The 13,583-nt window shown below is 62.9% G+C and carries 13 protein-coding genes; 7 read left to right on the top strand and 6 right to left on the bottom strand.

The annotated features are described in order from the left end of the window. The first annotated feature begins 13 nt into the window (after nt 1-13). The gene (gene trpC, locus AAXE93_RS08260; protein ID WP_390129901.1) at nt 14-901 is read left to right on the top strand and encodes an indole-3-glycerol phosphate synthase TrpC; all 888 of its coding nucleotides are present in this window, start codon (nt 14-16) and stop codon (nt 899-901) included. A gap of 53 nt (nt 902-954) precedes the next feature. Next, a complete protein-coding gene (locus AAXE93_RS08255) occupies nt 955-1,623 on the top strand; it encodes a hydantoin utilization protein A (protein WP_186542043.1) in 669 nt (222 codons plus the stop codon). Here the strand turns inward: AAXE93_RS08255 and sodX are convergent. The 4 genes from sodX to AAXE93_RS08235 are packed head-to-tail and all read right to left on the bottom strand — an operon-like array spanning nt 1,606 to nt 3,485. Further along, nucleotides 1,606-1,938 (bottom strand): nickel-type superoxide dismutase maturation protease, encoded by a 333-nt coding sequence (sodX, locus tag AAXE93_RS08250; protein WP_115132993.1) that lies wholly within the window; start codon nt 1,936-1,938, stop codon nt 1,606-1,608. The genes AAXE93_RS08255 and sodX overlap by 18 nt on opposite strands. A 50-nt stretch (nt 1,939-1,988) precedes the next feature. Further along, entirely contained in the window at nt 1,989-2,462 is a 474-nt protein-coding gene (gene sodN / locus AAXE93_RS08245; RefSeq protein WP_114988428.1) for a superoxide dismutase, Ni, read from the bottom strand. Between the two features lie 42 nt (nt 2,463-2,504). After that, nucleotides 2,505-3,104: an FKBP-type peptidyl-prolyl cis-trans isomerase gene (locus AAXE93_RS08240; protein ID WP_390129898.1), complete on the bottom strand. Its 600-nt coding sequence runs from the start codon at nt 3,102-3,104 to the stop codon at nt 2,505-2,507. 51 nt (nt 3,105-3,155) lie between these two features. Then, nucleotides 3,156-3,485 (bottom strand): phasin family protein, encoded by a 330-nt coding sequence (locus AAXE93_RS08235; RefSeq protein WP_390129896.1) that lies wholly within the window; start codon nt 3,483-3,485, stop codon nt 3,156-3,158. A gap of 53 nt (nt 3,486-3,538) precedes the next feature. Here AAXE93_RS08235 and AAXE93_RS08230 point away from each other — a divergent pair, with 53 nt between their 5' ends. Beyond that, a complete protein-coding gene (locus tag AAXE93_RS08230; protein ID WP_390129894.1) occupies nt 3,539-4,954 on the top strand; it encodes an apolipoprotein N-acyltransferase in 1,416 nt (471 codons plus the stop codon). On the opposite strand, the gene mnmA is transcribed toward AAXE93_RS08230, so the two are convergent. Then, on the bottom strand, nt 4,906-6,057 hold the full coding sequence (gene mnmA, locus AAXE93_RS08225; protein WP_390129892.1) for a tRNA 2-thiouridine(34) synthase MnmA: 1,152 nt from the start codon (nt 6,055-6,057) through the stop codon (nt 4,906-4,908). The genes AAXE93_RS08230 and mnmA overlap by 49 nt on opposite strands. Nucleotides 6,058-6,155: 98 nt before the next feature. Between mnmA and AAXE93_RS08220 the strand changes: the two genes are divergently transcribed. Together AAXE93_RS08220 and AAXE93_RS08215 are read left to right on the top strand one after the other, a co-directional pair. Then, nucleotides 6,156-7,631, top strand: coding sequence for an NAD(P)H-hydrate dehydratase (locus AAXE93_RS08220; RefSeq protein WP_390129890.1), 1,476 nt, complete (start codon nt 6,156-6,158; stop codon nt 7,629-7,631). A 179-nt stretch (nt 7,632-7,810) separates the two neighbouring features. Then, the gene (locus AAXE93_RS08215) at nt 7,811-8,749 is read left to right on the top strand and encodes an RpoD/SigA family RNA polymerase sigma factor (RefSeq protein WP_390129888.1); all 939 of its coding nucleotides are present in this window, start codon (nt 7,811-7,813) and stop codon (nt 8,747-8,749) included. Nucleotides 8,750-8,794: 45 nt separating this feature from the next. On the opposite strand, the gene pdhA is transcribed toward AAXE93_RS08215, so the two are convergent. After that, nucleotides 8,795-9,880: a pyruvate dehydrogenase (acetyl-transferring) E1 component subunit alpha gene (gene pdhA, locus AAXE93_RS08210; protein ID WP_390129886.1), complete on the bottom strand. Its 1,086-nt coding sequence runs from the start codon at nt 9,878-9,880 to the stop codon at nt 8,795-8,797. Between the two features lie 101 nt (nt 9,881-9,981). Between pdhA and AAXE93_RS08205 the strand changes: the two genes are divergently transcribed. Continuing rightward, nucleotides 9,982-11,973, top strand: a complete 1,992-nt coding sequence (locus tag AAXE93_RS08205; protein ID WP_390129884.1) for an IMS domain-containing protein — start codon at nt 9,982-9,984, stop codon at nt 11,971-11,973. Nucleotides 11,974-12,029: 56 nt separating this feature from the next. Then, nucleotides 12,030-13,526 (top strand): signal recognition particle protein, encoded by a 1,497-nt coding sequence (ffh, locus tag AAXE93_RS08200; RefSeq protein ID WP_390129882.1) that lies wholly within the window; start codon nt 12,030-12,032, stop codon nt 13,524-13,526. Nucleotides 13,527-13,583: the final 57 nt, after the last annotated feature.

Below are 13,583 nucleotides of genomic sequence, written 5' to 3'. Positions count from 1 at the left end.
TTTTCCCTCTTCCATGGAGATCCGCCGTCGTCCCCCCAACCCCAAGGTGCGGGTGGCCCATCTGGAATATGCGGTGCCCCACGACGACGAGGAACCGCGTCACATCCTCGAGAAGATTGTCTGGGAAAAAGATCGTGAGATCGATGCCGCCCGCGACAAGGTTCCCCTCGACAACCTGAAGCAGCAGATTGCCAAGCTTCCCCCCACCAAGGATTTCCTGGGGGCGCTTCAGGCAGCCGCCACGAAACCTGCGGTGATCGCTGAGGTGAAAAAAGCGAGCCCCAGCAAAGGGGTGATCCGTGAGAATTTCGACCCGGTGGCGATCGCCAAGGCCTACGCCGCTGGCGGTGCAAGCTGCCTCTCGGTGCTCACCGACAAAACCTTCTTCCAGGGTGGCTTTGATGTCCTGGTGCAGGTGCGTCAGGCCGTAGACCTACCTCTGCTCTGCAAGGAGTTTGTGCTGAGCCCCTATCAGCTGTTCCAGGCCAGGGCGGCCGGGGCTGACGCGGTGCTGCTGATTGCTGCCATCCTTTCGGATCAGGATCTTCGTTATCTCAAAAAGGCTGCGGCGGCTCTTGGCCTCACCGTGTTGGTGGAGGTTCACGACGCCACCGAAATGGACCGTGTGCTGAGCATTGGTGGCTTCCCCCTGATTGGAATCAACAACCGTGATCTCACCAGCTTCGAGACGGATCTGGCCACGACCGAACGGCTGCTGGTCGACTTCAACGACCGGTTGAAGCAACAGGGGGTGCTGCTGGTGAGTGAATCGGGTCTGTTCAGTCGGGCCGATCTCGACCGTGTGCAGGCCGCCGGTGCCGGGGCTGTGCTGGTGGGGGAAGCCCTGATGCGGCAGCCGGATGTTGAAGCTGGTCTGTTGCAGTTGATCCAGCCCGGTTAAGGCCGTTCCTCTTCCACTGCTGATGCACAATTGCAACATTCAGGCGGTTCTTTGTGCTGATTAGCGTTTTGACCGGTGTTGCAGCCGGGGCCGTTCATGTGGTGGGTGGTGCTGATCACCTGGTGGCAATGGCGCCCTTCTCCCTGAGCAAGCCATGGGCCGCCTTTCGTCATGCCCTGGCTTGGGGCGTTGGTCATTCCACAGGAGTTGTGGTTCTGGCGTTGATCGCCATCGGTCTGAAAGACCTGGCCCACGTGGAGGCCATGTCGTCTTGGGCAGAATTCCTCGTGGGCGTGGCCCTGCTTGTGGTGGGTGCCCTGGCCGTGCGCACGGCGTTCGGGCTGGAACTGCACACCCATGAGCACCGCCACGATGGTGCTGCCGAGCATCGTCATCTCCATCTGCATGTGCGCGGCGCCAGCAACCACCGTCGCCACGTCCATGCCTCCTCGGGCCTGGGCTTGCTGCATGGACTGGCGGGGGCCAGTCACCTGCTAGCCGTGATCCCTGCTTTGGCCCTGCCGCCCCATGCCGCTGTGGGCTACCTCGTGGCTTACTTGCTTGGATCCATCGGCGCCATGGTGGCCGTTGTGTCGGTTGTCTCGTTTCTCACCCTCCGCAGCGGTGCCCGGTTGATGCCCTTCCTCGTGGGCGGTACGGGTGCTCTCTCAATCATCACCGGGGCCATCTGGCTGCAGAAGACTTCACCGGCTCTGTTCTGATTCCCCGAGCGGGAGCCGGCCCACCACCTCACCAATCAACAGGTTGGCTGGCACCGCTCCGAGTTGGCGGCTGTCGGTGCTTTCAGCGGGGTTGTCTCCCAACAACCAAAGCCCTGTGCTGTCCACTCGGCTGAGGCGCTTGATCAAGCGCAGCCCGCTTCGCTGGGGATGCCAGGTCACGACCACGGATCCCAGGCTGGGTGCGGCCGTCTGTCCCAGTCGTCTGACTAGAACCCGGTCTCCCGGTTCAAGGCTGGGTTGCATCGATCGTCCTTCGATGCGCAGCAGCAGACGTCGCCCACAAAAAAGCAGCAACAGGTCGCGAAGACCTGCTGCTGCGATGGGGGGATGGGTTCTGTTTGAACTCAGGATGCGGTGACCCAGGCGTCGGAACGGCCCTTGGACTGCCAGAACATGCCGTGGATTTTTTCAACGGCGGCCATCAGTTCCTCAGCCTTGGCCTGATCGATGTTCACCTTGCAGGCGCTGCAGAGCTTGGCTGCTTTCCAGAAGGTGTCGTGCAGGTCGGGGAAGGTGGCCAGGTGATCGGGCTTGAAGTAGTCGGTCCAGAGGATCAACAGTTCTTTCTTGGTCTTCTGTGCTTCCTCTTCCTTGATGGCCACGTAGCGGCCGAAGGTGTTGTTGTAAGCAGCCAGGGCAGCGGCGTCACCAGCTGCGGGAGCTTCCATCGCCTTCAGCTTTTTGGTCATCGAAAGCACGGCTTCGGCTGCCACGCGAGCGGAAGCCGGGTCGTACACGCCACAAGGACCGTCGCAGTGGGCTTCTGCCACGGGGGCAGGGAGGGCACATGCAAGGGCGGAAAGGGCCGAGCGCAGCATCGGTTCAGAGCGGAATTGGCTTGAGATGAGCCTAGCTTCCGCTTACTTCTTCACGTCGAGCAGTTCCACCTCGAAGATCAAGGTTGCGTTGGGCGGAATCACACCACCGGCGCCACGGGTTCCGTAGGCGAGGTCGGAAGGGATCACCAGCTTGCGCTTGCCGCCCACTTTCATCCCGGCGACGCCTTCATCCCAACCCTTGATCACCCGGCTAGCACCGAGGGGGAAGCTGAAGGGGGTTCCCCGGTCGTAGCTGGCATCGAACTGCTGCCCATCTTCCAGGGTGCCGCGGTAGTGCACCACCACCGTTTGGCCGGGGGTGGCCTCGTCGCCGCTGCCCACTTCCAGCTCGATAATTTTCAGACCACTGGCGGTGATGGTGGTGTCTGGTGCATCGAGGGGGCCGCCGAGGGCTGAGGCGTCGGCGGGAGCGGAATCGTTGGCCATGGCGAAAAGAGTCGGGTTGGGGTCCTCAGGGTCGAGTTCGAAGCTCAACGCCTTCTGGGGTTTCGAAGCCTCGCTGCGAACGGCAGCAGGCTGCGCCGGGGCTGCGGAAACGGTGGAGGGGGCCACGATCTGGCTGACCAGGGCCAGGAGCAGGCAGGCCACACAGACCGTTGTGCTGATGATGATGTCGCGCACGGAAAGGCTTCTGTTGCGCTGATTCTGACCCCCGGTCCGCGGCGTCGGCGTTCATTCAGGCCGGTTCATCTGCCGCAGCTGTTGCTCGAGGCGATCAATGCGGCCGCGCAGCTCATCCAATTCCTTCTGGCTTGGAACGCCGAAGTCCTGGAGAAGGTTGTCGCGGTTGCGTTCCAGGTTGCGCCCCATCTGCTGTTCCAGTTCGGGGGTTTCCCCGCGCAGGGCCTTGAGCACGTCGTCCACCAATGCGGACGCTTCGTTCGGATCCAGCCGGCCACTGCTCACCCAGTTCTGGGTGACGCCGCGCAGACGCTCAGCAACGAGGGTGGTGGTGCCCAGGCCGCGGAGCAGCAGTTGCTGAAGAGGATTCGCGGCATCCATGGCGACAGGTGGGCGGGTCCGATCCAGGATGCCTTTGGCCGGGACTGCTGACCATGGGCAATCACCAACTGCAGGCCGGATCGCGGGCCCTGTTGGGCGGCGTCCTGGCTGGCGTGGCTCCATCCCTCGGCGGCCCCCTGCTGATGGTCCCCGCCCTGGCCCTGCTCTGGTCCGTGGTTGAGCGTCCCCGCTGGTCGGCGGCCTGGGGACTGCTGGCCGTTTTGATCAGCCACCGCTGGTTGCTGGCCCTGCATCCACTCACCTGGATGGGCGTTCCCGCCTTGCTCAGCCTGCCTGTGGCACTGGCCCTCTGGTTGGCCTGCGGGAGCCTTGCCGCTCTGCTCCTGGCCGGATGGTCTGTGCTGTCGCGGCGTCTGCCTCGCCGTTGGCCGCGTCCAGTGCGGCTGATGCTGCTGGCCGGGATCTGGGCCCTGGCTGAACTGGTGCTGTCGGGGTCGCCGTTGTTCTGGATCGGCGTTGGCGGTACAACCCTTCCCTGGGACCGCCCCCTGGCGGGATTGGCCCGCTGGTTCGGTTCCGGAGGGCTGACCTGGCTGCAGTTGTGCTGGGGCTGCTGCCTGCTGGCGCTGTTCGAGCAACCCGCAGCCTGGCGTCGCTGGGGCTTGCTTGGATTGGCCAGTGTGCTTCTGGCCCATGGCTTGGGCAGCTGGCTGTTGTTGGCGCCGCCGCTGCCGGTCGGTTCCGTTGCTCTGGGGGTTTGGCAACCCGCTGTTCCCACGCGAGAAAAGTTCGATCTGGAGCGTCAACAGGCGCTTCCCCAAGCTCTGGTGGAGGCGATGCGTCAGCTGGAGCCCACCAGTCCGGCTGCTGTGGTGGCTCCGGAAGGAGCGCTGCCGGCGCGTTTTCAGCTGCCGGTTGAGGCTCCAGCCATTCCTCTGATCAGTGGCGGATTTCGTTGGGTGCGGGGTCAGCAGCGCAGTTCTCTGTTGCTGTACGAGCCGCCGGCCCGCTTTCCTGTTCCCTTGGCTGACAAGCACCGTCTGGTGCCGATCGGGGAATGGATTCCGCCCCTGCCCGCCGGGCTGACGGCAGGACTGTCTGCGGTTGGTGGGTTGACCCCCGGTCCGGCCCCGAGAACGATGGCGGTGGTTGAACCCCCTGCGGCCGTCGCGATCTGCTACGAGATCGCCGATGGTCTGGCTCTGGCCCGTGCCGCTGCCGATGGCGCCACCTGGCTTCTGGCCATTTCCAATCTCGACCCCTACCCGCTGCAGCTGCAGAAGCAGTTCCTGGCCCTGGCGCAGTTACGGGCGATCGAGACAGGACGGGATCTGCTCAGCGTCGGCAACACGGGCCCCACGGCGCTCATTTCGGCCAACGGGTCGGTGCAGTGGTTGCTTGCACCTGAGGCTCCAGGCGTCGCTGAGGCCCTCGTTCAGGTGCGCCAGCGCGTCACGCCCTATTCCCGTTGGATCAGCCCCCCACCCAGAACGGTGTCGCCGTCGTAGAAGACCGCCGCCTGGCCTGGCGTGATCGAGAACTGCTCTTCCCCAAAGCTGAGGCAGCAGCGGTGGGGCCGCTGCCGCTGCTGATCGGCCTCAGTGGCCGGGAGGGGTGAAAGCTCCGCACGCACCGGCGCACTGCGGTAGCGCACTTGCACCTCAACGGTTCGTGGCGCCTCGATCGGGTCAATCGACACCCAGTTCACCGCACCCACCACGCAGCTGTCTCGGCCGGCTTCGGCCCGGGGTGCAACGACCACTCGATTCATCGCAGCGTCAAGGCGGATGACGTGAAGCGGTTCGCGCCAGGCCACACCGAGCCCTTTGCGTTGGCCGATGGTGAAGTGTTCGATGCCGTCGTGCTCGCCCACAACAGTCCCGTCCGCAAGCACGATTTCCCCCTGCCGCGGGGGCAGATAGGCATCCAGGAACGCCCGCATCGATCCGTGGTGGTCGGCCAGGCAAAGATCCTGGCTTTCCGGTTTTTCTGCGGTGCGCAGACCGTGGCGGGCGGCTTCGAGCCTTGTATCGGGTTTGGTCAGTTCTCCCAAGGGAAAAACGATGCGCCCCAGAACCTCCTGGGGCAGGTCGTAGAGGAAATAGCTCTGGTCTTTGTGGGTATCGAGGCCCCGCAACAGCTGATGGCGCCCTTGATCGCCGCCATGGCGGATCCGGGCGTAGTGGCCGGTGGCGATGCGGGGCAGCTTGCGCTCCTGCAGGGCCCAATCAAGCATCGGTCCGAATTTCACCGATCGATTGCACTGGGAGCAGGGCAATGGCGTGATCCCATCGCGATAACCATCCACCAGCCGTTGCACGATCTCCTGTTGGAACGTCTCACGCGTGTCCACCACGTGATGGGGAATGCCGAGCTGCTCACAGATGCCTGCTGCATCCACAAGCCCCTCGGCGCAACAGGCCCCTTTCCCGCTCATCAGCCAGAGCGTCAGGCCTTCCACCTGCCAGCCAGCCTCCACCAGCAGTGCCGCCGTCAGGGAACTGTCGACGCCACCAGAGAGACCAACGGCCACGCGGTGCTCCCCGGGCCATTGCCGCAGGCGCTCAAGAGCAGCCTCTCCAGCGCGGGTTGTGGTGGATCCAACGGCCATGGGCGGCGCAGGGAGTTCTCTCCATAGTGAGGTCCCGGCAACCGCAACTGGTGTGGCCTCCCGCTGATTCTGATCATCTGCTTGTGGATGCCGCGTCCATGGCCGCCTTCGAACAGAGGTTGTTCGACAGCGGCATGCCTGTTGCGGCCTTGATGGAGAAGGTGGGGCTTGCCATGGCGGCTTGGCTACTGGCGCGCCGGGATCTGCTGCGCCATGGCGTGGTTGTCCTGGTGGGGCCCGGTCACAACGGTGGCGATGGTCTCGTTGTGGCTCGGGAGTTGCACCTGGCTGGCGTTGAGGTGTCGTTGTGGTGTCCCCTGCCGATTCGCAAGCCCCTCACCGATGAACATCTGCGCCATGGCGAGTGGCTTGGTCTGCAGCGCCTGGCTGACGAGCCCGACCCCGGCGGAGCCGCACTGTGGCTGGATGCGGTGTTCGGGCTCGGCCAGAGTCAGCCGCTGCCTGAGTTCTTGGCTGATTTGTTCCGGCGTCGGCAGCAGCTGCAGCCTGGGTCGTTGATCAGCCTGGATCTGCCGTCAGGCCTTTGTTCCGACCAAGGAACCGTGCTGGGCGAGCAGGCAGCTTGTGCCTCGGTCACCCTCAGCGTTGGCTGGATCAAGCGCGGGTTGTGTCTGGACCCGGCCCGTCCCTGGGTGGGTGCGCTGGTGCGGATCGATCTGGGCTCGCCGCCTTTAGTGATGGGCAACGCCGCTGCGGTCTTGCCGCGCCGCCTGCCGGTGACAGAGGCCTGCTCGGCCCCGTTACCGCCGCTGCCGCCCACGGCGATGAAGTACGAACGCGGCCGCTGCCTGGTGGTGGCGGGCAGTGATCGTTATCCCGGCGCAGCACATCTGGCGCTGCGGGGGGCCATGGCCAGTGGCTGCGGCTGTGTGCAGGCCGTTGTGCCGCCCAGTCTGCAATCCGGCTTGTGGCAGGTGTTGCCGGAGGTGATGCAACTGGAGGATGGGGTGATTCCAGAGCGGCTGGATGCGGTTTTGGTCGGTCCCGGTCTGGGGGAGTCCAGCCATTGGTGGAACCAGTGGTCGGAGCAGATGCTCAGCGTCGCTGGTTTGCTGGTGCTCGATGCCGATGGCATCAACGGTCTGGCGGCCAGTCCGGAGGGGTGGCGTTGGTTGTTGAAGCGGCGGGGGGCCACCTGGCTCACGCCCCATGCGGCCGAGTTTGCGCGGTTGTTTCCAGACTGTGGAGCTGGTGACGCGCTGGAAAGGGCGATGTCCGCAGCCCGCTGCAGCGGTTGCTGCATTTTGCTGAAGGGGGCGCATTCGGTACTGGCGGATCCATCGGGTGCAGCCGTGGTGCTGACCGGCACGACCCCACGGGTGGCCCGCACCGGCCTGGGTGACGTGCTGGCCGGTTTTGCCACCGGTTGGGGCGCCCAGGCGGTTGCGGCACAGCAGCAGCCTGGGCTGGAAAGCTTCACTGCTGCTGCGGCTTTGCACGGTTTGGCGGCCGTTCGTGCTCGCTCCAGTGATGCTTCTGCGGTTGCGGATTGTTTGAAAATCAATACAACGCGGTGTCAGAAAAAGCAAACAACGATGTTCAACGAAGTCTGAACAAATGATTCGTTTTGATTGCCTCGGCTGGCAGGTCCCAAAAGAGCTTTTCTTGGTTTTTAAATCTTTCGCAAATCTGAAATGTTGCGGTTTGCTGTTCTGAATCTGAAGGGTTGCTGAAAACACTTTGACATTCTTTCTGTTCGTAGGAAAGTCATCTCACTTCCGCAGCACCCAAGGTGTCCACAGCTCCCAAGCCGCTGGAGACCCAACGCCGGCGCAGCAGCGACCCCGTCAGTTGGTATCTCGCCACCATCGGCAGAATTCCACTCCTCACCCCAGCTGAAGAGATCGAGCTGGGCAATCAGGTGCAGGCCATGATGGCCCTCACCGAAGACGGTTCCCGTGAGTTCGAGGATGGAGAACTCACCACGGCACAGCGCCGTCTTCTGAGGATCGGTCGCCGCGCAAAAGAGCGGATGATGAAGGCGAACCTTCGTCTTGTGGTCAGCGTTGCCAAGAAATATCAAGGCAAAGGTCTGGAATTGCTCGACCTGATTCAGGAGGGCTCCCTCGGCCTGGAGCGTGCTGTCGAGAAGTTCGACCCCACTCGGGGGTACAAGTTCTCCACCTATGCCTTCTGGTGGATCCGCCAGAGCATGACCCGCGCCATTGCCTGCCAGTCGCGCACGATCCGGCTTCCAGTTCATCTCAGTGAGCGGCTCACCACGATCCGCAAGGTCAGTCTTGATCTGGCCCACAAGCTCGGCGCCATGCCCAGCCGTGTGGAGATTGCCGAAGCCATGGACATCCCCTTGGATGAGCTGGATTCGCTGCTGCGTCAGGCGCTCACCACCAGCAGCCTGGATGCTCCCGTCAACGGTGAGGAGGGACGCAGCTTCCTTGGGGATCTGATCGCTGATTCATCCCTCGATGAACCGCTTGAGATCGTGGAACAGCGGATTCATCACGAGCAGCTGGGCCGCTGGTTGAGTCACCTCAGCGAACAGGAGCAGCACGTGCTGCGCATGCGCTTCGGGCTTGAGGGCAACGAGCGCCACACGCTGGCTGAAATCGGACGCCTGATGGAGGTGTCCCGCGAGCGGGTGCGTCAGGTTGAACTCAAGGCGCTGCGCAAGCTGCGCAACCTCACCCGCCGACTTCCGAGCGGAATCTGAGCCGCCTCGGGAGACGTTGGTTTCAACGGATTCCGTTCGGATAAATCAGTCTTCCGCCCAGATGTAGCGGGTGAGTTCTGCGGGGTCTGGCTCGGGTGCCGAGAGGGCGAAGTCAACGCAGTCCTGAACGATGCCGTCGATGTCCTTTTCGATGGCGCGCAATTCTTCGCTGTTCACCAGACCCGCTTCGGTCAGGTCCCGCTCGAGGGCTTTGAGGGGATCACGCTTGGCCCAGAACTGTTTCTCTTCCTCCGCCCGCAGTTCGTCCGGGTCGGCCAGGGAGTGGCCCCGGAAGCGATAGGTGAGGCACTCCAGCAAGGTCGGGCCTTCACCCGCTCTGGCCCGTTCCACCGCGCGTTGGGCCGCTGCCCGCACCGCCAGAACGTCCATGCCGTCCACTTCCTCTCCGGCCATGCCGAAGGAGCTGGCCTTGCGCCAGATCTCCGGGTCACTGGTAGCCCGGTCGTGGGCCATGCCGATGGCCCACTTGTTGTTCTCGACCACGAAAATGATCGGCAGCTTCCACAGCTGCGCCATGTTCATGCACTCGAAGAACTGGCCGTTGTTGCAGGTTCCATCGCCGAAGAACGCTGCTGTAACGGCGTTGCTGGAGGCATCACCGAGAGCGTCTCGCTTGTAGCGGCTGGTGAAGGCAGATCCGAGTGCCACTGGAATGCCCTCAGCGATGAAAGCAAAGCCGCCAAGAAGGTGATGCTCCTTGGAGAACAGGTGCATTGAGCCGCCACGACCCTTGCTGCAACCGGTCTCCTTGCCGAAGAGTTCGCTCATCACTTCGCGGGCCGGCACGCCGGCACTCAAGGCATGCACGTGGTCGCGGTAGGTGCTGCAAAACCAGTCGTGCTGACGCTTCATCGCACCGATCACACCGGTGCTGACCGCTTCCTGACCGTTGTAGAGGTGCACGAAGCCAAACATCTTGCCCCGGTAGTACATCTCGGCGCATTTGTCCTCGAAGCGCCGGCCCAGAGTCATGTCCCGGTACAGCTCCAGACCGGTCTCACGGTCCACGGTTGCCCGTTGTGCTGTCACCAATTTGGAGAGCCGTTCGGCATGGGGACCAGCAGTCGCAGTGCCAATCGGAGCGGAATCGACAGCGAGGTCCTGGCCCATGTCCACCTAGGGAATTGAACTCAACTTTAAGGGCCAACTGATGAGCGATGGGCAAAACCCCTGACACTGACTAAGATCCGCGTCTCCTCGCAGCGGTGCTGTTGGATCTGCCCATCGATCATTTCCGACTTCTGGGCGTTAGTCCATCGGCAGCGCCTGAGGCGATTCTGCGCCGCTTGGAAGCCCGCTGCGACAGTCCACCTGATCAGGGCTTCACCCACGAGGTTCTGCTTCAACGGGCCGATCTGCTGCGCCGATCCGCCGATCTGCTGACCGATCCCGCCGACAGGGCTGAGTACGAAGCAGCCCTGTTGCGCCTCAGTGAATCCCATCCCAACGGCACGGTGGGCTTGGACCTTCCCACCAGCAGTGAGGTGGCGGGCCTGATGCTGCTCTGGGAGGCCAATGGCGCTCTCGAGGCCTTTCAGTTGGCACGCCAGGGTCTCCAACCCCCTCAGGCCCCGGCCCTCGGGAGTGGCCGTGAAGCGGATCTGACGCTTCTTGCCGCCTTGGCCTGCCGCGATGCTGCCGTGGAGGAACAGGACCAACGGCGCTATGAGTCGGCGGCCCAACTTTTGATCGACGGCATTGAGCTGCAACAGCGGATGGGCAAGCTGCCCGACCAGCAGCGCCAGCTGGAAGACGCCCTGCAGGGGCTCACTCCTTTCAGAATTCTCGATCTGCTCAGCCGAGATCTTGGTGATCAGGAGTCCCATCAACGGGGGTTGAAGCTGTTGGATGAGCTGGTCGTGGCCCGTGGTGGTCTCGAGGCGACCGATGCCTATGGCGTTCAGCCCGGCAGCCTCAACCAGGAGGATTTCGAATCGTTCTTTCAACAGATCCGCCGCTTCCTCACAGTTCAGGAGCAGATCGATCTGTTCAGCCGCTGGTTTGAGCGGGGCGCAGCTGATGCCGGTTTCCTCACAGTTCTGGCCCTCACCGCAGCAGGGTTCTCGCGGCGAAAGCCTGAATTTCTCGAGCAGGCTCGCGATCGGCTGCAGACGCTTGCCAATGCCGACCTCGATCCCATGCCGCTGCTTGGCTGCCTGGATCTGCTGTTGGGCAACGTCAAGGATGCGGATCGGCATTTCGCGCTTTTGCGTGATCCGGATCTGCAGGCCTGGTTTTTGAACCATCCTGGTGATCGGTTGGCCGCGCAATGCGAGTACTGCCGGGCCTGGCTTGAACGCGATGTCTTGCCGGGATATCGCGACGTCGATGCCTCTGGTGTTGATTTGGATGCCTGGTTTGCTGATCGTGACGTGCAGGGCTTTGTCGATCGTCTCGATCGCAAGGCGTCGCGCCAGATCGGTGCCGAAGAAATCACCCTGGCCTGGGCGATGGCAGGCGATGCATCCCTTGGTGACTCGAGCGGCGCAGCTGAATCAGATCAGGACGTTGACTCCGAAGACACGGATGCCACGCCGTTCTGGCAGCAACGTTTTTGGCAGCCAAGTTGGTTTCGCCCCGCGGCTGCCGCTGTTGCACTGGTCGGGATCACCGTTGCGGGTTTCGGCCTGCTTCGACGCAACTGGGATCCTGCGCCGCTGCTGCCGGAAATCGCTTCACTCTCCGCTGAGGAAGAGGAGGTTGAAGCGAAGCAGGAGCTCGATGCCGTTTCATCCGCGGTGGATGACGAGCTCGTGGATGATGAGCCCATCGCGAGCCTGAAGCCCGACCTTGAGCCTTCAGCGCCCTCAGAACCACTGCTCAGTAATGCCCCCACGGAAGCCGAGCTTCAGGCTTTGCTCCAGGGATGGCTTGATGCCAAGGCGTTGATGCTCTCCGGTGAGCCGGCTGAACTTTCCGTCGTGGCGAGGGAGCCCCTGGTGAAGCGCGTGGAGCAGGAGCGGGACGCTGATAAGGCTGCAGGGCGATCCAAGTCGATTGATGCCTCCATCACCAGCATCGAGGTGGTCGATCGCAGCCCTCAGAGGATCGAACTGCTGGCCCAGGTGGCCTACAGCGATCGCCTTCAGGCTGCTGACGGCACCGTGATTGATGAGACGGCACCGACTGATTTCATCGTCACCTACGTGCTCGGCAGAGATGGAACCCAATGGCGTTTGCACGACTACATCCCGGGCTCCTGAAGTTGCTTGACCGTCGCTTTTTACGATCACCCCATTGATCCAGGGGCGTAACGCCGATGTTCGACGAGCTTTCAGCCCGTTTTGAGGATGCGGTCAAGGGACTGCGTGGCCAAGACAGCATCAGCGAAACCAACGTCGATGGAGCCCTGAAGGACGTCCGTCGGGCCTTGCTGGAAGCTGACGTCAGCCTGCCGGTGGTGAAGGAGTTCGTGGCTGAGGTCCGCGACAAAGCCGTTGGTGCGGAGGTGGTGCGCGGGGTCAGCCCGGATCAGAAGTTCATCCAGGTGGTCCATGAACAGCTCGTGGAGGTCATGGGGGGCGATAACGCTCCTCTGGCCAAGGCGGCTGAAGCACCCACCGTCGTGTTGATGGCCGGCCTTCAGGGTGCCGGTAAAACCACCGCAACGGCCAAGTTGGGCCTCCACCTCAAGGATCAGGGGCGACGAGCCCTGATGGTGGGCGCCGACGTTTACCGACCAGCCGCCATCGAGCAGTTGAAAACGCTCGGTGCTCAGATCGATGTGGAGGTGTTCAGCCTCGGTGCTGAGGCCAAACCGGAAGACATTGCAGCTGCTGGTCTGGCCAAGGCGAAAGAGGAAGGCTTCGACACGCTCCTGGTCGACACCGCCGGTCGCCTCCAGATCGACACCGAGATGATGGAGGAGATGGTGCGGATCCGCACCGCTGTGCAGCCCGATGAGGTGCTGCTGGTGGTGGATTCGATGATCGGTCAGGAAGCGGCCGAACTCACCCGCGCCTTCCACGACCAAGTGGGCATCACCGGAGCGGTGCTTACCAAGCTTGATGGTGATTCCCGCGGTGGTGCCGCCCTTTCGATCCGCAAGGTGAGCGGTCAGCCGATCAAGTTCATCGGCACCGGAGAGAAGGTGGAGGCCCTGCAGCCGTTCCATCCCGAACGGATGGCCAGCCGCATCCTCGGCATGGGTGATGTGCTGACGCTGGTGGAGAAGGCCCAGAAGGAGGTCGAACTTGCCGACGTCGAAAAGATGCAGAAGAAGCTGCAGGAGGCGACGTTTGATTTCTCGGACTTCGTAAAGCAGATGCGCTTGATTAAGCGCATGGGCTCGCTGGGGGGTCTGATGAAAATGATCCCGGGCATGAACAAGATCGATGACGGCATGCTCAAGCAGGGGGAGCAGCAGCTCAAGCGCATCGAGGCCATGATCGGCTCGATGACCCAGCAGGAGCGGGAAAATCCCGACCTCCTGGCGAGTCAACCCTCAAGGCGTCGCCGGATTGCCAGCGGCAGCGGCCATCAGGCCGCAGATGTGGACAAGGTGCTGGCCGACTTCCAGAAAATGCGCGGCTTCATGCAGCAGATGAGCCAGGGCAACATGCCCGGCATGGGAGGCATGCCCGGGATGGGTGGAATGCCTGGGATGCCCGGAATGGGTGGCATGCCGGGCATGGGCGGAATGCCAGGAATGCCTGGAATGGGTGGTATGCCCGGAGGTGGAGGTCGTCCCGGTCGCGGTGGACCACCGAAGCGGCAGCGACCCGCCAAGAAGAAGAAGGGTTTCGGGGATCTGTGAGGGCGGAACGGTATGGTGGTTGTTTGGCGGGCCTTTGGGCGTCGCCGGACCACCTCT

It is taken from the genome of Synechococcus sp. HIMB2401, from assembly GCF_042883245.1.
GTDB lineage: Bacteria > Cyanobacteriota > Cyanobacteriia > PCC-6307 > Cyanobiaceae > Parasynechococcus.
Note: the sequence above shows the minus strand (reverse complement) of the source record. Positions and strands in the feature narration are given on the sequence as shown.

Bases quoted from the DNA above. Each gene is read 5' to 3' on its own strand.
- AAXE93_RS08230 (WP_390129894.1), top strand. From the start codon at position 3,539: ATGGGCAATCACCAACTGCAGGCCGGATCGCGGGCCCTGTTGGGCGGC.
- ffh (WP_390129882.1), top strand. From the start codon at position 12,030: ATGTTCGACGAGCTTTCAGCCCGTTTTGAGGATGCGGTCAAGGGACTG.
- AAXE93_RS08220 (WP_390129890.1), top strand. From the start codon at position 6,156: ATGGCCGCCTTCGAACAGAGGTTGTTCGACAGCGGCATGCCTGTTGCG.
- mnmA (WP_390129892.1), bottom strand. From the start codon at position 6,057: ATGGCCGTTGGATCCACCACAACCCGCGCTGGAGAGGCTGCTCTTGAG.
- AAXE93_RS08235 (WP_390129896.1), bottom strand. From the start codon at position 3,485: ATGGATGCCGCGAATCCTCTTCAGCAACTGCTGCTCCGCGGCCTGGGC.
- trpC (WP_390129901.1), top strand. From the start codon at position 14: ATGGAGATCCGCCGTCGTCCCCCCAACCCCAAGGTGCGGGTGGCCCAT.
- pdhA (WP_390129886.1), bottom strand. From the start codon at position 9,880: ATGGGCCAGGACCTCGCTGTCGATTCCGCTCCGATTGGCACTGCGACT.
- sodN (WP_114988428.1), bottom strand. From the start codon at position 2,462: ATGCTGCGCTCGGCCCTTTCCGCCCTTGCATGTGCCCTCCCTGCCCCC.